This window comes from Fictibacillus sp. 23RED33 (assembly GCF_015903925.1).
In the GTDB taxonomy this organism is placed as follows: Bacteria; Bacillota; Bacilli; order Bacillales; family Fictibacillaceae; genus Fictibacillus; species Fictibacillus phosphorivorans.
Map to the genome: position 1 here is coordinate 1 of NZ_JACZDX010000012.1, position 22,883 is coordinate 22,883.

Annotated in this window: 22 protein-coding genes, 8 tRNA genes and 1 rRNA gene; 28 read left to right on the forward strand and 3 right to left on the reverse strand. The window is 40.0% G+C overall.

Features of this window, described 5'->3' with window-relative positions; genetic code table 11:
• Positions 1 to 156: 156 nt before the first annotated feature.
• From rrf to rocF, 10 genes are all read left to right on the forward strand, one after another.
• Positions 157 to 272: ribosomal RNA gene (gene rrf, locus IHV09_RS20790) — 5S ribosomal RNA — on the forward strand.
• 46 nt (positions 273 to 318) lie between these two features.
• Positions 319 to 393: transfer RNA gene (locus tag IHV09_RS20795), tRNA-Asn, on the forward strand.
• A gap of 9 nt (positions 394 to 402) precedes the next feature.
• Positions 403 to 478: transfer RNA gene (locus IHV09_RS20800), tRNA-Thr, on the forward strand.
• A 31-nt stretch (positions 479 to 509) separates the two neighbouring features.
• Positions 510 to 584 (forward strand) — tRNA-Glu (locus IHV09_RS20805).
• 16 nt (positions 585 to 600) lie between these two features.
• A tRNA-Val gene (locus IHV09_RS20810) sits at positions 601 to 676 on the forward strand.
• Between the two features lie 12 nt (positions 677 to 688).
• Positions 689 to 764 (forward strand) — tRNA-Thr (locus IHV09_RS20815).
• A gap of 70 nt (positions 765 to 834) precedes the next feature.
• Positions 835 to 919, forward strand: a tRNA-Tyr gene (locus IHV09_RS20820).
• Between the two features lie 45 nt (positions 920 to 964).
• A tRNA-Gly gene (locus tag IHV09_RS20825) sits at positions 965 to 1,038 on the forward strand.
• 12 nt (positions 1,039 to 1,050) lie between these two features.
• A tRNA-Ala gene (locus IHV09_RS20830) sits at positions 1,051 to 1,126 on the forward strand.
• Between the two features lie 580 nt (positions 1,127 to 1,706).
• Complete coding sequence (gene rocF, locus IHV09_RS20835) at positions 1,707 to 2,606, forward strand: arginase (protein ID WP_197192151.1); 900 nt, start codon at positions 1,707 to 1,709, stop codon at positions 2,604 to 2,606.
• A 32-nt stretch (positions 2,607 to 2,638) separates the two neighbouring features.
• On the opposite strand, the gene IHV09_RS20840 is transcribed toward rocF, so the two are convergent.
• Positions 2,639 to 2,809 carry an aspartyl-phosphate phosphatase Spo0E family protein gene (locus tag IHV09_RS20840; RefSeq protein ID WP_171005666.1) on the reverse strand — a complete coding sequence of 57 codons (171 nt, stop codon included), beginning with the start codon at positions 2,807 to 2,809 and terminating at the stop codon, positions 2,639 to 2,641.
• Positions 2,810 to 3,009: 200 nt separating this feature from the next.
• On the opposite strand from IHV09_RS20840, the gene sigW reads away from it, so the two are divergent.
• The 13 genes from sigW (at position 3,010) to IHV09_RS20905 (ending at position 16,151) form a co-directional block, all read left to right on the forward strand.
• Positions 3,010 to 3,585, forward strand: a complete 576-nt coding sequence (gene sigW, locus IHV09_RS20845; protein ID WP_197134246.1) for an RNA polymerase sigma factor SigW — start codon at positions 3,010 to 3,012, stop codon at positions 3,583 to 3,585.
• 5 nt (positions 3,586 to 3,590) lie between these two features.
• Positions 3,591 to 4,265, forward strand: coding sequence for an anti-sigma factor family protein (locus IHV09_RS20850; protein WP_197265379.1), 675 nt, complete (start codon positions 3,591 to 3,593; stop codon positions 4,263 to 4,265).
• A 210-nt stretch (positions 4,266 to 4,475) separates the two neighbouring features.
• Complete coding sequence (cdaA, locus tag IHV09_RS20855) at positions 4,476 to 5,309, forward strand: diadenylate cyclase CdaA (protein ID WP_197134253.1); 834 nt, start codon at positions 4,476 to 4,478, stop codon at positions 5,307 to 5,309.
• Positions 5,293 to 6,612 (forward strand): CdaR family protein, encoded by a 1,320-nt coding sequence (locus IHV09_RS20860; RefSeq protein ID WP_197192152.1) that lies wholly within the window; start codon positions 5,293 to 5,295, stop codon positions 6,610 to 6,612. The genes cdaA and IHV09_RS20860 overlap by 17 nt, the downstream gene beginning before the upstream one ends.
• Positions 6,613 to 6,630: 18 nt before the next feature.
• Positions 6,631 to 7,971 carry a phosphoglucosamine mutase gene (gene glmM / locus IHV09_RS20865; RefSeq protein ID WP_197265380.1) on the forward strand — a complete coding sequence of 447 codons (1,341 nt, stop codon included), beginning with the start codon at positions 6,631 to 6,633 and terminating at the stop codon, positions 7,969 to 7,971.
• Positions 7,972 to 8,451: 480 nt separating this feature from the next.
• A complete protein-coding gene (gene glmS, locus IHV09_RS20870; protein WP_197265381.1) occupies positions 8,452 to 10,254 on the forward strand; it encodes a glutamine--fructose-6-phosphate transaminase (isomerizing) in 1,803 nt (600 codons plus the stop codon).
• A gap of 228 nt (positions 10,255 to 10,482) precedes the next feature.
• Entirely contained in the window at positions 10,483 to 12,192 is a 1,710-nt protein-coding gene (locus tag IHV09_RS20875; protein WP_197265382.1) for an ABC transporter ATP-binding protein, read from the forward strand.
• 189 nt (positions 12,193 to 12,381) lie between these two features.
• Positions 12,382 to 12,732, forward strand: coding sequence for a MerR family transcriptional regulator (locus tag IHV09_RS20880; protein WP_197134269.1), 351 nt, complete (start codon positions 12,382 to 12,384; stop codon positions 12,730 to 12,732).
• Positions 12,726 to 13,187: an SRPBCC family protein gene (locus IHV09_RS20885; RefSeq protein ID WP_197265383.1), complete on the forward strand. Its 462-nt coding sequence runs from the start codon at positions 12,726 to 12,728 to the stop codon at positions 13,185 to 13,187. Before IHV09_RS20880 ends, IHV09_RS20885 begins: the two co-directional genes overlap by 7 nt.
• 92 nt (positions 13,188 to 13,279) lie before the next feature.
• A complete protein-coding gene (locus IHV09_RS20890) occupies positions 13,280 to 13,702 on the forward strand; it encodes a pyridoxamine 5'-phosphate oxidase family protein (RefSeq protein WP_197265384.1) in 423 nt (140 codons plus the stop codon).
• An 89-nt stretch (positions 13,703 to 13,791) separates the two neighbouring features.
• Positions 13,792 to 14,286: a hypothetical protein gene (locus IHV09_RS20895; protein WP_197265385.1), complete on the forward strand. Its 495-nt coding sequence runs from the start codon at positions 13,792 to 13,794 to the stop codon at positions 14,284 to 14,286.
• Positions 14,287 to 14,295: 9 nt separating this feature from the next.
• Positions 14,296 to 15,150, forward strand: a complete 855-nt coding sequence (locus tag IHV09_RS20900; RefSeq protein ID WP_197134278.1) for an ABC transporter permease subunit — start codon at positions 14,296 to 14,298, stop codon at positions 15,148 to 15,150.
• Entirely contained in the window at positions 15,147 to 16,151 is a 1,005-nt protein-coding gene (locus IHV09_RS20905) for an ABC transporter permease (protein WP_197265386.1), read from the forward strand. The genes IHV09_RS20900 and IHV09_RS20905 overlap by 4 nt, the downstream gene beginning before the upstream one ends.
• A 63-nt stretch (positions 16,152 to 16,214) precedes the next feature.
• Here IHV09_RS20905 and IHV09_RS20910 read toward each other — a convergent pair whose 3' ends face one another.
• Entirely contained in the window at positions 16,215 to 16,388 is a 174-nt protein-coding gene (locus IHV09_RS20910) for a YjcZ family sporulation protein (RefSeq protein ID WP_197134286.1), read from the reverse strand.
• Between the two features lie 127 nt (positions 16,389 to 16,515).
• Between IHV09_RS20910 and IHV09_RS20915 the strand changes: the two genes are divergently transcribed.
• Complete coding sequence (locus IHV09_RS20915) at positions 16,516 to 17,004, forward strand: DinB family protein (RefSeq protein WP_197265387.1); 489 nt, start codon at positions 16,516 to 16,518, stop codon at positions 17,002 to 17,004.
• 132 nt (positions 17,005 to 17,136) lie between these two features.
• On the forward strand, positions 17,137 to 18,006 hold the full coding sequence (locus tag IHV09_RS20920; protein WP_197265388.1) for a metal-dependent hydrolase: 870 nt from the start codon (positions 17,137 to 17,139) through the stop codon (positions 18,004 to 18,006).
• Between the two features lie 30 nt (positions 18,007 to 18,036).
• Here IHV09_RS20920 and IHV09_RS20925 read toward each other — a convergent pair whose 3' ends face one another.
• Positions 18,037 to 20,439, reverse strand: coding sequence for a transglycosylase domain-containing protein (locus IHV09_RS20925; RefSeq protein WP_370569010.1), 2,403 nt, complete (start codon positions 20,437 to 20,439; stop codon positions 18,037 to 18,039).
• 111 nt (positions 20,440 to 20,550) lie between these two features.
• On the opposite strand from IHV09_RS20925, the gene IHV09_RS20930 reads away from it, so the two are divergent.
• The 3 genes from IHV09_RS20930 (at position 20,551) to IHV09_RS20940 (ending at position 22,608) form a co-directional block, all read left to right on the forward strand.
• Positions 20,551 to 20,850, forward strand: coding sequence for a hypothetical protein (locus IHV09_RS20930; RefSeq protein ID WP_197265389.1), 300 nt, complete (start codon positions 20,551 to 20,553; stop codon positions 20,848 to 20,850).
• Positions 20,851 to 21,030: 180 nt separating this feature from the next.
• A complete protein-coding gene (locus IHV09_RS20935) occupies positions 21,031 to 21,945 on the forward strand; it encodes a GNAT family N-acetyltransferase (protein WP_197265390.1) in 915 nt (304 codons plus the stop codon).
• Between the two features lie 51 nt (positions 21,946 to 21,996).
• Positions 21,997 to 22,608: a TetR/AcrR family transcriptional regulator gene (locus IHV09_RS20940; RefSeq protein WP_197134304.1), complete on the forward strand. Its 612-nt coding sequence runs from the start codon at positions 21,997 to 21,999 to the stop codon at positions 22,606 to 22,608.
• Positions 22,609 to 22,883: the final 275 nt, after the last annotated feature.

Below are 22,883 nucleotides of genomic sequence, written 5' to 3' on the forward strand. Positions count from 1 at the left end.
GCATAACGTTTGGAAACGTCGTATCTAGTTTTGAGAGAACATAAAAAATGATGAAAATCATTTAAAAAATCTCTTGCAAAAAGCTTTAAAATATAATAAAATTTATCTTGTCCCAACAGGATAAATGATTTTGAGAGTGTTACATAAGTAACTAGGTCCAGTGATGATGGCAAAGAGGTCACACCCGTTCCCATACCGAACACGGAAGTTAAGCTCTTTAGCGCCGATGGTAGTTGGGGGTTTCCCCCTGTTAGAGTAGGACGTCGCTGGGCTAAAATCTCAAAATTCCAACTTAGTTGTGGATTTTTATTACATTATTCCACAGTAGCTCAGTGGTAGAGCTATCGGCTGTTAACCGATCGGTCGCAGGTTCGAGTCCTGCCTGTGGAGCCATTTTTACTTGCTTCCATAGCTCAGCAGGTAGAGTGCTTCCATGGTAAGGAAGAGGTCACCGGTTCGAGCCCGGTTGGAAGCTCCATATCATACTTACTTTTAAAACATACAGTTATGGCCCGTTGGTCAAGCGGTTAAGACACCGCCCTTTCACGGCGGTAACACGGGTTCGAATCCCGTACGGGTCACCATTTTTTATAAATATTTGGAGGATTAGCTCAGCTGGGAGAGCACCTGCCTTACAAGCAGGGGGTCGGCGGTTCGAACCCGTCATCCTCCACCATTTTTTTTGCTTGCCGGTTTAGCTCAATTGGTAGAGCAACTGACTTGTAATCAGTAGGTTGGGGGTTCAAGTCCTCTAGCCGGCACCATGTTTACTTTCATTGATAGTAGACACAGAGCACAACGAAGTGCTTGAAGAGTAACTCTCTTTTTTTATGTGGAGGGGTAGCGAAGTGGCTAAACGCGGCGGACTGTAAATCCGCTCCCTCCGGGTTCGGCGGTTCGAATCCGTCCCCCTCCACCATCTTATGTTTAACGATACAAAAGTTAGACGATACTAATAGAATATGCGGGTGTAGTTTAGTGGTAAAACAAGAGCCTTCCAAGCTCTGGTCGTGAGTTCGATTCTCATCACCCGCTCCATATTATTTCTTCGGGGCTTTAGCTCAGCTGGGAGAGCGCCTGCCTTGCACGCAGGAGGTCAGCGGTTCGATCCCGCTAAGCTCCACCATATACATAATCATTTCACTTCAGGCATCGCCTGAAGTTTTTTTGTTGTTTAGAAGACTTTAAAATACTTCTCGTTTGATAGAGATATTAACTTTTTGGCTGCTAGTGTATAGTGTGATCACGTATACATGTGTCAGTTATGGAATAGGGTTAAGTATGTGCTTCATATTTATTGTTGAACTATGACGATTCGCCGATATAGGAACAAAACTCGCCGTATTATTTGCGAAATATCTAGAATTATTGCTGATATTTCTAGAATTAGCATCACAAATACCCCGAGTGGTATTTGTTTTAGCGGTCTATTTTTCTACTCATGAAACGGGACCTCTAAATATGCCCCATTTCAGTACTGATAAGTTAAACAGAGTTAAGAAAAACGGAAAGAAGATGGCTCGAAGCCATCTTCTTTTTTGTCCTTTCTTATCCGAAACCTTATAAATATGTAACTTAAGGTCGAAAGCGCTTTCTTTTTGGTATATCTATGCAATATTTTGTCCAGTTGAACCATGAAATCCCTTACAGCTACAATAGAGATAGATTTTCATGTTTTATGTGTTTTTCATAAGGGAGGAAGAAAAATGTTGAAAGATATTACAGTAATCGGAGTACCGATGGATTTAGGACAAATGCGCCGTGGTGTAGATATGGGACCGAGTGCGATTCGATATGCGGGTGTTGTTGAACGCCTTGAAAACCTGGATTATCGTGTTGAAGATTTTGGTGATATAGATATTGCTCGTCCAGAAAAACAAAGTATTGAAAACGAAGGTAACCTGAAAAATTTACAAGGTGTTATTGATGCGAGTGAAAAGCTGTCACAAACTGTATCAAATGTAATCTCCAACAAGAAGTTTCCACTCGTGCTTGGAGGAGACCATAGTATTGCGATTGGTACGTTAGCTGGGGTTTCTAAGCACTACGAGAATTTAGGTGTTATTTGGTACGATGCGCATGGAGATCTGAATACTGCCGATACTTCACCGAGTGGAAACATTCATGGGATGCCACTTGCGGTAAGCATTGGTATCGGTCATGAGAGACTTACAAACATTAGTGATTATACACCAAAGATCAAACCTGAAAATATTGTAATCATTGGCGCGCGGTCCTTAGATGAAGGTGAACGTGAGCTGATAAAAGAAAGAGGAATCAAAGTATATACGATGCATGAAGTAGATCGTCTAGGGATGGCGAAGGTTATGGAAGAGACGATTGAATACTTAGCTCACACAGATGGTGTACACTTGAGTCTCGATTTAGATGGTCTTGATCCTCATGATGCACCTGGTGTTGGAACGCCTGTACTTGGAGGGATCAGCTACCGAGAGAGCCATTTGGCAATGGAGATGTTAGCTGAAGCGGAAGTTATAACATCTGCGGAATTTGTAGAGGTTAATCCAATTTTAGACGAAAAGAACAAAACAGCGACGGTGGCTGTAGCTTTAATGGGTTCTTTATTTGGAGAAAAGCTACTATAATAGACGAAGACAAAATAAAAACAGTTGCCTCTTTATAGATGCAACTGTTCTTTTTCATTTATGCGTTGGTATTGGTTAAGCAGGTGATCAATCTCTTGTGAGAGTTCAACTACTTCTTGTGCGATTAGTGGAAGATGTTTTGAGAGTTCGTTCATTTGCTGTCTGGAGTGTTCGATCTGTTCGATTAATAAATCTCTATGCATACAAACTACCCCTTTCTGCCTCAGCATAATATTTTATATGATTAATATTCCCAGGTCTGATTTATTTAAAACGCATTATTTAGAAAAAAATACCTTTTTATTTCGTCAAATTCTGCAACATGATAAAATAAAATAATATGAAAAGATTTGAAACTTATGAAATGCTGGTACGTAAATAAAATCCGAGTGGTGATAAAATAATGGACGCCTTAATAGCGAATATGGTGACCCAAGTTAAAAAAGGGGACCAAGAAGCGTTTGAAGGCATTGTTGACCTTTTTAAAGATAAAATATACCGGCATTGTTTCCGGATGGTCGGCAATGGGCATGAAGCAGAAGATCTAGCACAAGAAACTTTTTTACGAGCTTACCGTAATATAAGTAAGTACAATAGTGAATACAAATTTTCAACCTGGATTTTTCGTATCGCTACAAACCTTTGTATCGACAGGTTAAGGAAAAAGAAACCGGATTATTATCTGGATGCAGAGGTGCCTGGAACAGACGGCGCTACGATGTATAGCCAGCTTTCTAGTGAAGAGCCTTTACCTGAAGAAGTGGTTACAGAGAACGAAGAGTGGAATGAACTTCAGTCAGAAATCATGAAGCTTCCTGAAAAATACAGGACCGCAATTCTTTTAAAATACGTTGAGGATCTATCGTTAGAAGAGATCAGCAAGATTATGGACATACCTGTTCCAACAGTAAAAACTCGTATACATCGAGGACGGGAAGCATTAAAGAAAGTATTTCAAATGGTTGTAAAAACGAGGTGATAATAATGCATTGTGAAGTTTCCGTATATGATGAATTAATGAATAAAGTGCTTGATGGTGATGCAACAAAAGAAGAGGAATTAGACTTTCACAATCATCTTAAAGATTGTGAGACGTGTAGGGAAGAGTTTGAGCTGCTGACTGCGACATTGAAGGATTTGCAGCTGCAATCTCATATGAAGGCACCAGAAGGCTTTACAGAGGCTGTGATGGCTAAATTGCCTAAAGAGAGGCAACAGGTAAAATGGATGCGCTGGATGAAGAGTCATCCTGCTCTAACAGCTGCGGCGATCTTTATGTTTTTTATGGCTGCATCCGTATTTACGAGTTACAATCAGCAAGATTTAGCAGTTGTAAAAGGTGAAGGAAACCTGCAGATCAAAAAGTCTGAACGAGTAGTAGTCGTTCCTGCTGGAGAAACAATTAAAGGCGATCTAGTTGTAGAGAATGCTGATGTTCGAATAGAAGGCAGAGTAGAAGGTGACGTTACGGTCATAAAAGGTGATCAATATCTTGCATCTGCAGGGGAAGTAACGGGTCACAGTCAGGAAATCGGCCAAGTGGTCGAATGGGTATGGTATAAGTTGAAATCTTTAGTTAGTACAAATGATGAAGCAATGAATGATACTCATATAGAAAGCCGTTCTCATACGGCTTTTTTTCATGTGCAAATCGTATAAACACTAATCATCATCCAACCATCATGAGTAAAACATGTGAATGTCATGCCAAGTTTTCTTTACATTGAGGTATGCTATAATAAATGGGTTAAAAATTTTTTCTTGGTAGTGTTTGAAGAAATGGTATTCCATAAGGTTACGCATACAATAACCTGTTTAGCACCACTAAATACTTCAACTTGGAAGACAAACTGGGTTGGGAGGGAATTTATGTTACCAATCGCTGATTTTAATATATTTAATTACATTACACAGATCATAGATATTTTATTAGTGACGTATGTGATCTATAAGCTGATCATGCTGATCAGAGGAACAAAAGCTGTTCAATTGTTAAAAGGGATCACCGTAATCATTGTAGTATGGTTCCTGAGTAGTTCGTTCGATCTTAGAACGATGTCATGGCTGATGGATAAAGTGATTACATACGGGCTTCTTGCTATCATTATCATTTTCCAGCCAGAGTTAAGACGGGCGTTAGAACAGCTTGGTCGTGGGAAGTTCTTTTCTCGTACAGGATTACCTGAAGAGGAAGAAACGGAAAAAGCCATTGCCGCGATCTGTAAGTCAACGAACTATATGTCTAAGCGACGTATAGGTGCGATCATGTCGATCGAGCGCGAAACGGGATTGAGTGAGTATGTGGAAACTGGCATTCCGATTAAAGCGCATCTATCATCAGAACTACTGACGAATATCTTTGTACCGAATACTCCATTACATGATGGAGCGGTCATCATTAAACAAAGTCAGATCTACGCGGCAGGTTGTTACTTACCTTTAACGGAAAGTCCGTTTGTTTCAAAAGAGCTTGGGACAAGACATAGAGCCGCACTAGGAATTAGTGAAGTTACAGATGCTGTAACGGTTATTGTTTCTGAGGAAACAGGTACGATCTCACTTACGAAAAATGGAGAGATCTATCGTAACCTGGACGAAGAGTCATTAAGAAATTTGTTAAACGCAGAATTGATTATTGCCAACAAGTCCACTTCCTCAACTCGCTGGAATTGGAGGGGAAAGAAAAATGGACAAACTCCTTAGTAGTTCATGGTTTGTAAAAATTATTGCTTTCCTTCTTGCCCTCATGATGTATACGATCGTAACGATGGAGACACAGGAAGAAGCAGCAAACAATTCGATATTCTCAAAAATGTACACTGAGAGTGAAACGATCGAGAACGTACAGATCAAACCATACTTTGATGATGATCAATATGTTCTTACTGATATGCCATCATCGGTTGATCTTACTTTAACGGGTTCTAGCCGTTTGATTACAAAAGCGACAAAAGTGGATAAAGAATTCGAAGTCTATATTGATCTAACCAATATGAAACCTGGCAACAAGCGGGTAAAAGTTCAAGTTCAAGGTCTGCCTGAAGGGGTAAAGGCTAAGATTAATCCCGACTATGTGGATGTCATCCTGCATAAAAAAGTAACAAAAGAAATGAATGTGAACGTGGACTTGAAGAATAAGAGAAAACTGCCTGAAGGATATACAGCGGGTGAGGTTGAGTTTTCACCGAGAACGGTCAATGTTACAGGTGCTGAGGGGATGATCGAACAGATCTCATTCATCACAGGATTTGTGGACGTAAGTGATGCAGATGAAGCGATCCAAACCAAAGTTCCTCTGCGTGCGTACAATCAGCAAGGAGATATAATTGATGTTCAGATCAACCCTGGAGTAGCGGAGGTGTCTGTACCGATCAAGAAGCCTAAGAAAACGGTACCGATATCTATCGAAACGAAAGGCGAACTAGAGGAGGGGCTTACCCTTCAATCGATCACATCTGATCCGAGCGAGATCACATTGACAGGTACAACAACTTCTTTAGATAAAATCGATTCATTTAAAGGAATAACGATAGATTTAAGTGACATCAAAAAAGACACGACGCTGACCGTTGATGTTCCCGTACCAGACGGAATTGACGACGTTTCAATAAAAGAAGTGACAGTAGATGTAAACGTTGAAGAAACGGGTAATGAGGCTGAAACCGAAACAGAAGCAGGTACAGAAACAGAAGCAGAACAAGAAACCGATCAAGAGACGACAAAAACGTTCAGTGATGTTCCATTAACGCTGCTTGGAAGGGACGCCGACAAACAAGCAACGATACTAGATCCGGCAGATGGTGTTGTAGATGTAACAGTAAGAGGGAAAAAGAGTGTGCTTAATTCCCTTAAAAAGTCAGATCTGCAGGGAATCGTAGATGTGAGCTCACTTGATCAAGGAACGCATAAAGTGAAGATAGATTGGAAAAATCCAGGGGATGTTGAACTGACAGGTACAGTTCAGGAAGCCAGTGTGGAAATTCAAACAGAAACTAGCAGTCAATAGTTGAAGGAGAGAGCAATAATGGGAAAATATTTTGGTACCGACGGAGTTAGAGGAGTTGCAAATACAGAGCTTACGCCTGAACTAGCATTTAAATTAGGGCGCTTTGGAGGATATGTTCTTACAAAAAATACTGAAAGACCTAAAATCTTAATCGGGCGTGATACGCGTATTTCGGGACAGATGCTAGAGGGTGCTCTTGTAGCGGGACTTCTATCCATCGGTGCGGAAGTAATGCGTTTAGGCGTAATCTCTACTCCGGGAGTTGCTTTCTTAACAAAAGCTTTAGGCGCACAAGCAGGTGTTATGATTTCAGCGTCTCATAACCCAGTAGCAGATAACGGCATTAAATTCTTTGGAGCAGATGGCTTCAAGCTATTAGATGAGCAAGAAGCAGAAATAGAAGCCCTTTTGGATAATGAAACGGATGAACTTCCTCGTCCTGTAGGCGGCGACTTAGGTTCAGTCAGCGATTATTTTGAAGGCGGCCAAAAGTATATGCATTATCTGAAACAAACGGTTCCAGGAGATTTTTCTGGTCTTCATATCGCTTTAGACTGCGCGCACGGAGCTACATCATCACATGCACCACATCTGTTTGCTGATCTTGAAGCAGACATCTCAACGATGGGCACAAGTCCAAACGGTCTAAACATCAATGAAGGTGTAGGAAGTACACATCCTGAAAAGCTTGCTGAACTTGTAAAAGAAAAAGGATGCGACATGGGGCTAGCATTTGACGGTGACGGAGACCGTTTGATCGCGATCGATGAAAAAGGAAACATTGTCGATGGAGACCAAATCATGTTCATCTGTGCAAAGCACCTGAAAGAGCAAGGACGTTTGAAGCAAGATACAGTCGTTTCAACAGTAATGAGTAACTTAGGTTTCTATAAAGCTGTAGAAGCAAACGAGATGAAATCTGCACAAACAGCTGTAGGTGACCGTTATGTAATGGAAGAGATGCGTAAGAACGACTTTAATCTGGGTGGAGAACAGTCTGGTCACATCATCTTCTTAGATTACACAACAACAGGAGACGGACTTCTATCTGGCATTCAGCTTGCTGCCATTCTAAAAGCAACCGGAAAGCCATTATCAGAGCTTGCAGGTGAGATGGCAAAATTCCCGCAGCTTCTTATCAATGTGAAGGTTGCAGATAAGTCTAAACTAAACGGAAATGATGCGATTAATGCCGCGATCGATAAAGTGGAAACTGAGCTTGAAGGAAACGGCAGAGTGCTAGTGCGTCCTTCTGGAACGGAGCCACTCGTGCGTGTAATGGTTGAAGCTCCAACAGAAGAACTCTGCCAAGAGCATGCAGATAAAATCGTAGAAGTAGTAAAGGCTGAGCTCGTTTAAATTAATAAGAAACTGTCCCTCATAAAATAAAAAAGGGCACGAAACATATGCATATGCGGCTCACAGAAAGAGCTGTGTATGCATATTTTTATTATTATGGAACATTATGTTTCAATTTTTTCTCAGTTTGGGAAAGAATAATAATTGACGGTTTTGAAAAACCCGTGTATGATTATTTTTGTTTACTTCAAATAAAAGGAAGGAGTTTACACTTAATCATTCATCCAAAGCGCCTGAACTGCTGACCGGGAAAAGAGCAGTTGACGAGGAAGAGGTTCATCGATATTTCGGCGGATGCCTCTCGGAACATCACTTCCGTAAGCTTTTGTTCAAACCAGGTAAGGTGACTTCCTGTACAAAGACGAAAGCAAGTGAAAAAAATAAAAATAGAGAACATAGGTGGGGTTGTGAGCCCCGCTCACGGCCCCCCTTATGAAAGCCGTCAGCAGAGTGTGATGGCTTTAAGGAGGACGTTTATTTATGTGTGGAATCGTTGGATATATTGGGAATAACGACGCGAAGGAAATTCTTTTACACGGATTAGAAAAATTAGAATACCGCGGATATGACTCAGCTGGTATCGCTGTACTTAATGAAGACGGTGTTCATGTGTTTAAGGAAAAAGGACGTATTGCAAATCTGCGTGAAAACGTAGATCTTGGGGTAGATGCATCCGTTGGAATCGGACATACACGCTGGGCAACACACGGAGTTCCAAGCCGAGTTAACTCTCATCCACACCAAAGTTCAACAGAGCGCTTTACACTTGTACACAACGGTGTAATCGAGAACTATGAACAGGTGAAGAAACAATACATCTCAGGTGTTGATTTGTTGTCTGAAACAGATACAGAAGTTATCGTTCAGCTAGTAGAATACTTTGTGAATGAAGGCATGGAAGTGGAAGAAGCATTCCGCCGTACATTGTCTGAGTTAAAAGGTTCTTATGCGATCGGACTAATCGACAACCAAAACCCTGAAACCATCTATGTTGGTAAGAACAAGAGCCCGTTATTGGTTGGTAAAGGTGAAGGCTTTAACGTTATTGCAAGTGACGCGATGGCAATGCTTTCTCAAACCGATCAATACGTTGAATTAATGGATAAAGAAATCGTAATCGTGACAAGTGACAGCTATACGATCAAGACACTTGACGGTACAGTTGTTGAGCGCGCACCTTATACAGCTGAATTAGATGCAAGCGACATCGAAAAAGGCACGTATCCTCATTTCATGTTAAAAGAAATAGATGAGCAGCCTTTCGTAATGCGTAACATCATCAATCAATACCAAAATGAAAATGGCGATCTTAAGCTGGATGATGATATCCGTGCCGCGATGAAAGAAGCTGACCGTGTTTATATCATCGCTTGCGGAACGAGCTACCACGCTGGTCTAGTTGGGAAACAGCTGATCGAAAACATCGCTAACATTCCTGTTGAAGCACACATCGCGAGTGAGTTTGTTTACAACATGCCGCTTTTATCACAAAAGCCGTTGTTTATCTTCATCTCACAATCCGGTGAGACTGCAGACAGCCGTGCCGTGTTGGTTGAAGTGAAGAGACTTGGACACAAAGCATTAACAATCACAAACGTTCCAGGATCTACACTTTCTCGTGAAGCAAACTACACGCTTAACTTGTATGCTGGTCCTGAGATCGCGGTAGCATCAACGAAAGCATACACAGCTCAAATTGCAGTTCTGGCAATACTAGCTGTTGACTCTGCTCGTGCAAAAGGCATCGAGTTAGACTTCAATCCGCTGCAAGAGCTTGCGATCGTTGCAAACGCGATGGAAGTACTTTGTGACCAAAAAGAAGAGATGGAGAAGATCGCACGCGAGTTCTTAGCTGTAACTCGTAACGCATTCTTCATCGGGCGTGCTGCTGACTTCTACGTATGTTTAGAAGCTGCACTAAAATTAAAAGAAATCTCTTACATCCAAGCAGAAGGTTTTGCTGGAGGAGAATTAAAGCACGGTACGATCGCATTGATCGAAGACGGAACACCAGTTATCGCGCTTGCAACACAAGAGCATGTTAACTTAAGCATCCGTGGTAACGTGAAAGAAGTAGCGGCACGTGGAGCATACACATGTGTGATCTCTATGGATGGTCTGCAAGAAGAAGGCGACCGTGTTGTTCTTCCGAAGATCCACCCATACTTGACGCCGTTAGTATCTGTACTTCCGATGCAGCTGATCTCTTACTACGCAGCGCTTCACCGCGACTGTGACGTAGATAAGCCGCGTAACCTTGCGAAGTCAGTAACAGTAGAATAGATCATTTAATAGCACAAAAACCTCCTGTAGTGATACGGGAGGTTTTTTCATGCTTAAAAAAGTCTGTTTTCGTAAACTTTGTTGTTTTTGGGAGTGTAAAGCAACCACTTTCAAAGATCATACAACGGTGCAGTCATTTTAAATTGTAAGAAAACCTTTTATTCTGTATAATTGAGAATGGATTTCAATTAGTGGTATTTCAATTAAAACAGTAAAGGAGGTCTATACGTGTTAGCTCGCTTTTTTGCTTATTATAGACCCTATAAGTGGTTGTTCATACTTGATTTTTCATGTGCCATTCTTGTTGGAATTTTGGAATTGGCCTTTCCGTTAGCTGTAAACCAAGTGATCGATAAACTTCTTCCTGATGGAAACTGGGAGATTATCTCTTTGGCTTGTCTTGGTTTGTTGCTCGTTTATCTTTTGAATACGTTTCTTCATTTTGTTGTCACGTACTGGGGGCACAAGCTTGGTATCAATATTGAAACAGATATGCGTCAGCAGCTGTTCACTCATATGCAGAAACTCTCGTTCGGCTATTATGATAACAATAAGACCGGTCATAGTATTTCTCGTCTTACGAAAGACTTAGAAGAGATCGGAGAAGTTGCTCACCACGGGCCAGAAGATGTTTTTGTGGCCATTATGACATTGATCGGATCGTTCGGCCTCATGTTAACGATCAATTGGAAGCTCGCTGTTTTGTCTTTTATCGTTATCCCTTTATTGATTGTTCTAGCGATTTACTTTAATAAAAAAATGACGATCACGTTTAGAAAGATGTTTCAAGATGTAGCGGAGATCAATGCAAGAGTAGAGGACAGCATCGGTGGAATACGTGTTGTTCAGGCTTTTGCCAACGAAAAATATGAACAGGAAAAGTTTAGAGAAAACAATAAGAAGTACCGTCTTACAAAGCTTCAATCCTATAAGATCATGGCTCAGAACGTTATGTCAAACTATGTATTAATGAGGTTAGTTACGCTTTTCACCTTATTGTTTGGAACATACTTTGTCATTTCAGGTGAATTAACGTATGGACAGTTTGTTGCTTTTATTCTGTTATCGAACATTTTGATCGGACCGATTCAAAAAATAAACGCTGTGATTGAAAGCTATCCTAAAGGAATTGCCGGTTTTAAGCGGTTCGTTGAAATCATGGATACAGACCCAGATATAGCAGATTCAGAAGATGCTATTGAAGTCGATTTAAAAGGAGCGATTCGTTATGAAGGTGTGACGTTTGGTTATGAAGGTCATAGATCAGTTTTGAATAACATCGATCTATCCATTCGCTCTGGTGAGACTGTCGCGTTTGTCGGACCATCTGGCGCAGGGAAGACAACGCTATGCAGTCTGCTGCCTCGTTTTTATGATGTGCAAAATGGATCGATTACAATAGACGGGATCAACATCCAAGAGATGAAGCTACAATCGTTACGAAAACAAATCGGTATCGTGCAGCAAGATGTTTTTCTCTTTTCAGGTACGATCAAAGAAAATATTGCTTACGGTGACCTAAACGCGACCGATGCTGAAATTATGGAAGCTGCGAAGAGAGCTCGATTGGATGACTTTATTAAAGATCAGCCAGAAGGACTTCAGGCAGTGATCGGCGAAAGAGGAGTCAAGCTTTCGGGAGGTCAGAAACAGAGACTAGCCATTGCTCGTATGTTCTTGAAAAACCCGCCGATCTTGATTCTTGACGAAGCTACATCTGCATTAGATACGGAAACGGAAGTTGCGATTCAAAAAGCATTAGAAGAATTAACAGAAGGAAGAACGACACTCGTAATTGCACATCGACTTGCAACGATAAAAAATGCGGATCGAATAATGGTCGTGACGAATGAAGGAATTGCAGAACAAGGAAACCATCACGATCTGTTAGCATCAAAAGGAATCTATAGCCGTTTACATGCAGCGCAATTTGGATGAGTGGATTACTCCATTCATACGAGTCCCCTTTTCACATAGAGAAGGGGGCTTTTTTATACGATAAGAAAGTATTAGTCCTATAAAAGGAATAAAAGAGATGCTTGAGGAAGAATAAAGGAATATAAAAAAAGAATTGACCATGTGGTGCACAACACGGTTTATGATGAAATAGCAGGCGGTGAATGATACATGTATCGAGTAAGTGAGTTTTCTGAAATGACAGGATTGAGCAAAGAAACCCTTAGATATTATGCAGAAGTGAAGTTATTAGAGCCTGTCTATGTCGATCCTAAGAATAAGTATCGATACTACGATAACGGATCTTACTTAATTGCAATGATCTTAGCTCGTTTGAGAACCTTTAACTTCACCATTCAAGAGATGCTTTCTGTTATTGAAGATGAATCCTTCGAGAATCTTGAGCACATCTTAAACGAAAAAAAGAGAAATATTCAACAAAAGATAGATGAACTATACGGCACGATAGATGAGATCGATCAATTTTTATTATGGGGAAAGGAAGAGGATGAAAAATGCTAACGTGGAAAGAAGAGAGAACGATACCAGTAAACATTGAAAGAGTTTGGGTGCTTTTTTCTGATGAGAATATTCAAAGAATCATGCCGAACGTTGTAGAGCATACCCCGATTGAGAAGAAAGAGGGTGTGGTGGGTTCTACGTACAAGCAGTCCTATAAAGAAGGACGCAGGGTAGAAACGTATATCGTAGAAACGTTGGCATACGAAGATACTGTTAATCGTAAGCATCTGGAAATCGGTTTTAGCTTGGCAAAAGCATTTGAGATTCAAACAGCGTTCACTCTTATTAAAATGGATGAAAATACGACTCAGTTTGTTTATGAAGGGTCAAATAAAGGCATCAACTTTTTAGGGAAAGTGATGTTAAAAATCGCTGGAGACAAAAACAACAATAAAGTCGTTCATGATTTTATGGAGACCGTTGAAAGAGAAAGCCTAACAAATGCGACAGTCTAAAAACTCTCTGTTTCATCTATGTATAACATGATGTTTTATTTTCCATCCTAAAAGGTAGATATAATAGAGCCAAACTTTAAGGAGTGGATGACATGGATAAAGAACAGATGAAAAATAAAGTATTTGAAGTAGTAGACAAAAAACAGACAGGTGTGCTGGCAACGGTAAAGAAGAACAAGCCACATTCTCGCTATATGACCTTCTTCCACGACGAACTCACATTTTACACGCCAACAAGTATCGAGACACATAAAGCGGACGAAATTCAAGATAATCCAAATGTTCACGTACTAGTCGGCTATGATGGAGAAGGATACAACGATCCTTACCTTGAAATCGAAGGAACAGCTACAATTCGAGATGATCAAGGGTTAAAGGAAAAGTTTTGGAACGATCAAATGAAACATTATTTTGAAGGTCCGAATGATCCTAACTATATCTTGCTTGAAATCAAACCAAGCTTGATCCGACTTATGAATGACGGGAAACACGAACCACAAACATTAGAATTATAAAAATAAAGGCCTCTCTTTTGAATAAAAGAGGGGCCTTTGTACGTCTAAATTCTTAAAGAAAGACATTTGTAATAAAAAGGGGGATTAGTTTGAAAAAATGGGGGGCTTTATTTATTGCAGGTGTTCTTCTTACGGGGTGCTCTGAAAAAGAAGCTGAAAAGGAATCGAAGTTCACGATTAAAGATGCGATCAAAAAAGATCATGTGGTCATTCAAAATCTTTCCGAAAAGGAAACTGAACTTATGACAGGCGCGACTAAAACCGAGCATCTTGTTCCAATGTTCACCTTTTTAGATGATGTAAAAGCAGACAAAGAAAGCAAGCTGCAGATAACGGTCTTTTCTAAAAAAGGTGAATCGACAACGAGTGAATTGCACTATGTGAATAAAGATAAAACGATTTTCAGGAACAACAACAAGACATTCGGTATGCCAACTGGTGAGATTGAATGTAGCTATATTTTGGATTCCCCTCAAAACTTGATGGTAGATGGATGTACAACAGAAGTTTCTACACTATTAGTCACCCTATTTAGTCCAAGAGATTTTAATCTAGCAAAAGCGGACTATAAAAGTCAGGAATAGGGGTTTATCATGCCGTATATTTTAAAAGATAGTTTTCTATCAATGGTTCTTTCTGTCGTTGGAATTATTCTATTAGGATCTGTTCCCTATATGTTCAGTGGGATGACATTCAACACTAGCGGTTATTTGGATGGAATAACTGAAATGTTTAGAGTCATGCTGAACCCTGAAGAGATCATGTACTTTGCAGAAAGTGGTCCTTATCCGCTCTTTCCAAGCATGTGGGGAATCTATGGATACTCGGTTACCATTCTGTTTGCTGCATTTTTTATAGCGATTATCGTAGCATTATTGTTTGCTCTATTCATATTCATGCTTCCATCGGGCTTAAAGAATAGAATAAGAGTATTTTCATTTGTTTTTGAATCGATTCCAGATGTATTAATCGCGATCGGTATACAGTTCTTTATCGTATGGTTCTTTAAGAAAACGAACATCTTATTATTTCAGATTGTATCTCTGTACGATCAGAAAACGTATTTTGTTCCAATTTTATGCTTAACCATTTTGCCGACCTTTCTTATTTTGCGGATTCTATTATTAAACATAGAAGAAGAGTATGGAAAGCTTTACGTAGATACGGCAAGAAGTAAAGGAATGGGCCGCTTTCGAATCTTATGGCGCCATGTTCTTCCAAATACGTTGCTAAGTGTATTTCACCAGTCACGAAATATATTATGGTTTATGCTATCCAACCTGCTGATGATCGAATTTTTGTTTAATATTTATGGCATTACATCACTTATCAGGACTAGTGGAAATCCGGCAGTCTTTACGATCTCCATGCTGCTGCTATTTGTTCCGATGTTTCTTTTTTTCACATTGTTACGAGTGATCACGTTTAAGTGGGTTGGTGAAAAATGATAAAAAATATATGGAAAGATCCTTTCTTTATTGTAGGATTCTTGTTTGTGTTTGGCCTTCTGATCGCTAGCTTCTATCATCAAATCGTGCTGGATAATGAAATTTATGAAGAACAGTATATACACGATGAAGAGGGAATGCCCAAAGAAAAGGCGCCTTTTGAACCGTTCAGTCTTTACTGGTTTGGCAGTGACCGGATGGGAGCTGATCTGTTCTCTCAGATTATATCTGGAGCCAAATACACGATTGGTATCGCGCTAGTCGTCAGCTTGCTTAGGGTCGGTCTATCATTCATCGGATCGTTTCTGTTGTGGAGAGCGGGAAGAGTGATGCCGTTTATAAAAGGATTATCTCAATCGTTCTATTACATTCCGTCAGCGTTGTTAATCTTTTTTATTGTAGGACCGATAATACAATTAGAAAACTACACATTTTGGGAGAAAGCATTTTTTGAGATGCTACTTATCATAGCAATCGCTGTTCCGAACACGTCTATTCTAATAAAAGAAGAGATTAACTTGATCGAACAAGAAGAGTTTATTACAAGCGCTAAATTAATGGGGGGTTCAAGAGTAAGAATTCTATCAAAACACATACTGCCCCATCTATGGCCAAAGCTGTTATTGATCTATGTACAACAAGTGATTGCTGTCCTCCTTTTGTTAGCTCACCTAGGAATATTAGGCGTATTCTTTGGAGGAACAACGATGAGGGAATTTACAAACGAATATGAAATACCAGCATCAGACTCCAATGAATGGTCAGGGCTGATAGGAGGGTATTATTATCAGCTTCGTTTAGCACCATGGCTCGTGTTCTTTCCAGTGTTCAGTTTTGCCGCTGTCATATTAGCATTTAATTTTATGGGAGAGGGCATCAAACGGTCAGTGAACAAGCTGCCTATCCCCAAAAAGGTGAAAAGCAGGGGTGAACGAAAGCCAAACATTAGCTTGGTAGAAAGAAAGTCATTTGTATTTTTATCACAAAAGAAGACAAGTTGAACCAGCACATGATTCCAAATTAAAAAGGCAAAGAGCATAGACTCTTGCCTTTTTAACGAATTACTATCTCAACGTCGCACCGATGATGATGAGAAGGATAAATAGCACGACAATTAAAGCGAAAACTCCGCTTCCGCCGCCGTAACCACCATAGCCATAACCACATGGAGTGCAGGAACCATATCCGTAACCTGGATAGCCCCAGTTACGTTGTTGTTTTTGTCTTTTTCCAAACATGCTGTAAGTCCTCCTTCTTTCTTGTGCCTTATGCTTTCATCTTAGTGTATGTCCCAGAAGAAGGAGTGACATGGACAAAATCCTATTAAAGTGAAAAAGTTTAATGAAATGCTAGGAGGACATGTTAATGAGTGAAGTGATTAAGCAGTATAGCAGTTTAGTGAATTGGCTCGATGAACTTAGAAGAATGCCTGAAGAATATTGGTTAGAGCCTATTCATGAAGGTAAGTGGTCTACAGGTGAAATCATCGCCCATCTAAAAGCGTGGGATGTCTTTGTTTGGGATGAAAGACTTTCTTATTTTTTAAAGAAATCGAACACTCCGCCAAAAAAAGGGGATGTAGAAGAAATAAACCGAAATGCTGCCCATGAAGCTAAATCGGGTATCTCTAAGAATGCTTTAATTGATGAAGTGATTGAATGCAGACTCGTTTTAGCTAGGAAACTTCAAGAAGTGCCGACTGCTATATGGGAAGAGAAAATCCAAATGAGTCATTCATGGGTTACATTATGTGAATATATCAAGGGATTGGTTGAACACGACAATCATCACAAACAGCAGATTGAAAAATTCCTTTTGAACAAAGGGATTGAACTATCCAAACAAGAAGTGTAAACAAGTAGGAAATAAAGTCGAATTTCCCCGGAAATTATCTTAGGAAATAATGGTAAACTTTAAAAGAGCTTCTATCAAGACAGAAGTTCTTTTTTTCGTTAACATAAAAGAAAAACGAATTAAAGAGGACCTATGGATACAGTAACTCACACATTGTTTGGTTTAACGTTGTATGGCGCTGCGAATAAAATGAATATGGACAAGTCACACAAGAGGGCTTTGTTGTTTACGACAGTGGTCGGCAGTCAGATCCCTGATATAGATGTGGTCGTAAACCTTACAGAAACGGGCCGCATCATGCAGCAAATGTGGCATAGAGGATTAACACACTCTTTTTTCCTCGTTCCTGTTTGGGGTATTATCATCTATCTTCTTAGCAGGCTTTTATTTAAAGTGAAGGATCGAAGGCTTTTCTACTGGGCGCTTTTGGCCGTGTTTATTCATAATACGAGCGATCTCTTTAACACGTGGGGAACAGGGTATCTAGAGCCTTTTTCAAGCTATCGAGTCACATTTGGTACGATTCCAATCGTTGATTTTGTATATTGGTTCTTGATGCTTGCTGGTTTTATCGTTTCAAGAAAAAAAGAGCCATCCGATCGTTTCAAAGTTTTTCGCGTGGTATGGATTTTGATGGTTGCACATGTTGCGATCCAATCTCTCCAAGGCTATGTGGTCTATAACGAAGCAAAAGAAAAGTATGATGAGGTAGCATTAGCTGCTGGCTTTGTTCCTACCCAGTTTCAAGTGATTGGGAAAAAAGATAGTGAAGTAGAAATTATAAAAGATAGCATTTTTATTGAGCCTGAGATAGAGCATCGATTGGTTTCCAGCGATGAAGCGAATCTAGAGCCGCTGTTTGAAGAGAATCCACGAGCAAAAACACTTTATGATTGGTCTCCATTCGTTGTTGTGGTTGAAGAAGAGGAAAAACTCGGAATCTATGATCCTCGTTTTTATCGTAACGGAGAATCCTTTTTGTATGAGTTTATAGAAAAGTAACCCGCTAAAAGTAGCGGGTTACTTTTTTTACTACTGTGTAGTTGTTGTGCCGGTTGTACCAGCACCAGCTCCTGTTCCCGTACCTGTTCCCGTACCTTCACCATCGTCCGCTGGTGGTGGATCGTTTGGTGGCGGGTCTGTTGTAGGAGGCGGTTCCGTTGGAGGTGGATCTGACACTGTCGGTGGATCCTCAGGTTCAGGATCTGTTCCAGGATCATCCGGGTTGTCATCTTGTGGTGGTGGCGGATCGGCCTCATCTTCTGGTTTTGTTGGAGGAGGCTCTGTTTGTTTTTCGTCTTCTTTCTTTTTCTCGTCTTCCTTAATCTTGTCTGAATCTTTCTTTTCGTCTTTATTTTTATCTTCATCATTCTTGTTACTCTTCGCTCGTTCTTTCTTACCTGCTTTTTTGGTCTTAACCGGAGCAGTCATCTCTTTTAGTGATGTACCTTTTACGATCAATTCTTTTTTGACGTTAGATCCATTATCATTTTTCGTTACATAGCCGGTATCTTTATTAATATAGACTTCCTCAACCGACTTTGGCTTAGAAAATCCTGCAGTCTTTTTATCCTTTGAAACTTCTGAGACGATGGATTTAAAGATGTATTTCGCTATTCTTTGGTCTTCAGGTGTTAGGTAGCTCTGAGCTGTTGTTTTGTCATACCCCGTCCATACGGCTGCAGTATAGTTAGTTGTATAACCTGCGAACCAGGAGTCACTAGAGCCCTTCTCAATGTGATCAAGACCATCAGGCATATTCGTCGTTCCGGTCTTTCCTGCAACCTCTAACCCAGGGATAGCGGCAAGCGTTCCTGTTCCTCGGTTAACAACATCTTTTAGCATATCGGTAATCATATATGCCGTGTAATCATGCATAGCTGCAACAGGCTTAGATTCGTACTTCGTTTCATAACCATCCGGATACTTCACACTACGAAGAGTGGTCGGTTTATGATAGACACCTTGGTTTCCGAATGCCGTATAAGCGCCTGCTAGTTCTAAAGTTGAGGGTCCTTTGCCAAATCCGCCAATCGCATAGGCGGGATGAGCCGTTTTAATCGGAATGCCTAGCTGTTTGGCAAAGCTTACAGCATCTTCTGATCCAACTTCCATAAAGGTTTTGATCGCAGGAATGTTGTAGGAATGAACGAGTGCTTCTCTCATAGAAACATCTCCATGAAATTCATCATCCCAGTTTCCAGCTTCCCAACCGTCAATCTCTAGCTCCTCATCTTTAATCTGTTTATACGTAGACCATTTAAACTTTTCTATAGCTGGACCATAATCCAAGATTGGTTTAATGGTCGAGCCCGGCTGGCGTGTAATATCAGTGGCGTAGTTAAACCCTTTTTCAATGTTTTGGTCACCACTTGTTCGGTTACCGCCTATAGCACGAATAACACCTGTCTTTGTATCGAGCAGTGCGACACCGGCCTTAAATTTGTCATTTGGATAGTTCACATATTCTTCAGTCGATAACACTTTTTCTGTGTGAGCTTGAGCTTTTGGATCAAGCGTTGTATAAATCTTTAATCCGCCTTCATAAATCGCTGTCTCAGATACCCCTTTTTCTTTTAATTCTTTAATCACTTGTTGAATAAAGGCATCGTATTTTAATCGCTTTGCTTTTTCCTTTGAGAGGGAGTCTGTTACGGATGAGTTAACAGCTTCTTCTTTTTGTTCTTTTGTGATAGCGCCATTTTTATACATGAGCTGCAGTACGGTGTTGCGTCTTTCTTCTGCCACTTTAGGGTGAAGAAAGGGGTCATAACTGCTCGGTCTTTGAGGCAGACCAGCTAAAAGAGCCGCTTCAGCAGGTGATAGCTCTTTCAGCGGTTTATTAAAATATGTCTTTGAAGCTGTTGCAACTCCATAAGCACCGCTTCCAAAGTAAATCTTATTGAGGTACATCTCTAAGATTTGATCCTTAGAGTATTTTTGTTCTAACTGAATAGCAAGGTAGGCTTCTTGCACTTTTCGTTCAAGAGTTTTTTCTGATGACAGGACAGAGTTTTTAACAACTTGCTGTGTGATCGTGCTTGCTCCTTCAGCACCGAATCCGTCTTGTACATTTGCAACGGCAGCTCCGGCAATTCGCTTCACATCAATTCCCATGTGATCCTTAAAGCGAACGTCTTCTGTCGAAATAAATGCTTGTTGTATGAGTTCTGGAATGTTATCGATCTTGACATATTCTCGTCGTTCAGAGCCTGTTACATATGTGATGAACTCATCGTTCATGTCATAAATCATCGATGATTGAGGATCTTTTAAGTCATCCGCTGTAAGATTTGGAGTACCGTTCACGTATGCATAGATTAAAGCGCCTCCAAATGTCACGCTGGATAAGAAAAGAATCAATGTAACAATAGCTGTTCGCCGAATCCAGACTGAACGTTTTCTTTTCTGACGAAGTACAGACCTTTTCGCCACAGCACTCTTCCTTTCTCTAAGTTACTACTCCTGATTTACCCAATACTTGTAAATATAAAACAGTTTATTAAGGCACTGGATGGGGGAAAGGTTAAATAGAGGAGTGGTTTTATGAAAATACAGACAAAAGAAAGAGCTCAAATCATTTACTCCATGTTGAAAGAAATTCATCAAAACAAGAACATAAATGAAGAACAAATCAATAAGCTAACGGAAGTCGCTCAACTTTTAAAAGAAGATGTTGAGATCGGAGAAAAAACATCTGGTGTGTTAGATGATATGAGTGAATTTGGAGAGAAGGCTCTTCAGTTATCATCAGAACAACAACTAGACGATTATTTGAAGCAAGAAGATCAAAAAGTAGAAGAGTATTATGATCACTTTAAGATGCTGTTTGAAGAAAAATCATAAAAGTATAAGAAGCTGATATCTTGAATGAACCACTTGATATCAGCTTTTTTATTGATTTTACTAAGCTTTTAGAAACAATCCTGTTTTTGTCGAACGAATATGTTGGCGATTGCATCCTTTATTTTATAAAATTTAATAAAACGACCAGTCGTTTTAAAAGAGGATAGAGGAGTGATTGTGGTGTTAGTCATTAAACGATTTAGTGAGTTAACTTTTAATGAAGCGATTTTGTTATGGAACGAATCGTGGAAGCATTATTTCTCAGATATGACCATGGACCTTAATCGATTCATACTAAAGATTGCTGGTGAAGGGATTTCTTTAGAAAAGTCAGTCGTGGCTGTTTACGATGGCAAGTTAGCAGGGTTTGTGCTGAACAGCTTTCGAACGATCAACGGCAAACGATACGTATGGAACGGTGGAACCGCGATTGCTCCAGCTTTTAGAGGGATGGGTGTAGGTAAGAAGCTTATATCGGTCTGCCTAAAGATATACGAAGAAGAGAAAGTTGAAATTGCAAGGCTCGAAGCCATCAAAGAAAATGAAGCTGCTATTAAACTATATGAAAGTATGGGTTATGTGACGTTCGAAAAGCTGACATATCTTCAGCATGAAGGAGTCATTACCACTTGGAACGATACATGTTCAGATGTAAAGGTCCAGGAAGTATCCATGCATGATATACAACAACTGCCTTTTTTTAAATCTACTACCGCATGGCAGACGCAATTTCAAAGTTTAAAAGATTTTATCTGTGTGATGGGGGTAAATGAAGAAGTACCACTCGGATACGCCGTTTATAAAAGAATCTATAAAGAAACGGGAGAGCTATCTGCTATCCTACTCTATCAATGTGTAATTGATGAGCATGCTTTACAAGAAGACACAGTTAGAGAACTAGTAAAATCGGTATTCGCACCCGCTGAAGGGTCAGTAAAAAGGATGACGATTAATATTCCTAAAAAAGAGGATCACGTAAACCAACTGCTGCGTAAAACAGGGTTTTCTACGTATGTTGAACAAGTACACATGGAACGAGGGATCAGACAAACGAACGACTATCGAGCGGTGAAAACTTTTTCCGAAATAGACTGAAAACTCTGTTATACTTATCAAGGAAGACGTGTCATAAATGGAGGAAGCATCATGCCTAAAGTTTCAGCTGAGTATAAAGAAGAGAAACGCAACCATATTCTTGAGAGCGCCTTAAAATGCTTCAGTGAAAAGGGATATCAAGCTACGATTATTGACGATATAGTGAAAGATTCGAACATTAGTAAAGGTGCGATCTATAACTATTTTGCGAGTAAAGAAGAGATCTATCTTCAGCTGTTAAAAAAGCGTACAGATGAATTTTTTGAAGATATGGAACAAGAGAACGCCTCTCTTAAAAGTGCTAGCAGAAAGCTTGAAAATCTATTCAAACGTTGGAAAAAGCAAGAGTTAAAAGAAGATGATCAGCAGACGATGCGTGTATATATTGAATTCTGGCTCTATGGATCAAGACAAGAAGATCTACGGTCTATTCTTGCAGCACGATACAATCGGTTTATCGATTATATTGTAAAAATCATAGTAGAGGGTCAGGAATCGGGAGAAATCAAAAAAGAGCTGGATCCGCAAAATGTATCACGAATTTTTTGGGCTGTTCGTGATGGTAATGTACTTCATTATTCATTTTTAGGAGAAGAAGAACAGTATCGAATTGCTTGGGATACAATTGAAGAGATGTTTTTAAGCTATGTGAAAACGAAATAAAGAGAAGGCACCATTACTTTGGTGTCTTTTTTATATGTGCTAAGAGATGCTAGAGAGTAGTGAGGGTATTTGAATATACTAAGACATCGAGATATGTCGACTCGCGGATATATGAGAAAAACTCGCGGGATTAAATCCAAAACTCCATGGTCTTATCATAAATATTTCTTGAATAAACATTCAAAATACCCCGCTACGTATCGATGCTGGTTTGCTTTCTCACCCCAAAATACCACCTATCTTGCTGGAGGCATATTTACTGGCTAGTTTTGTCT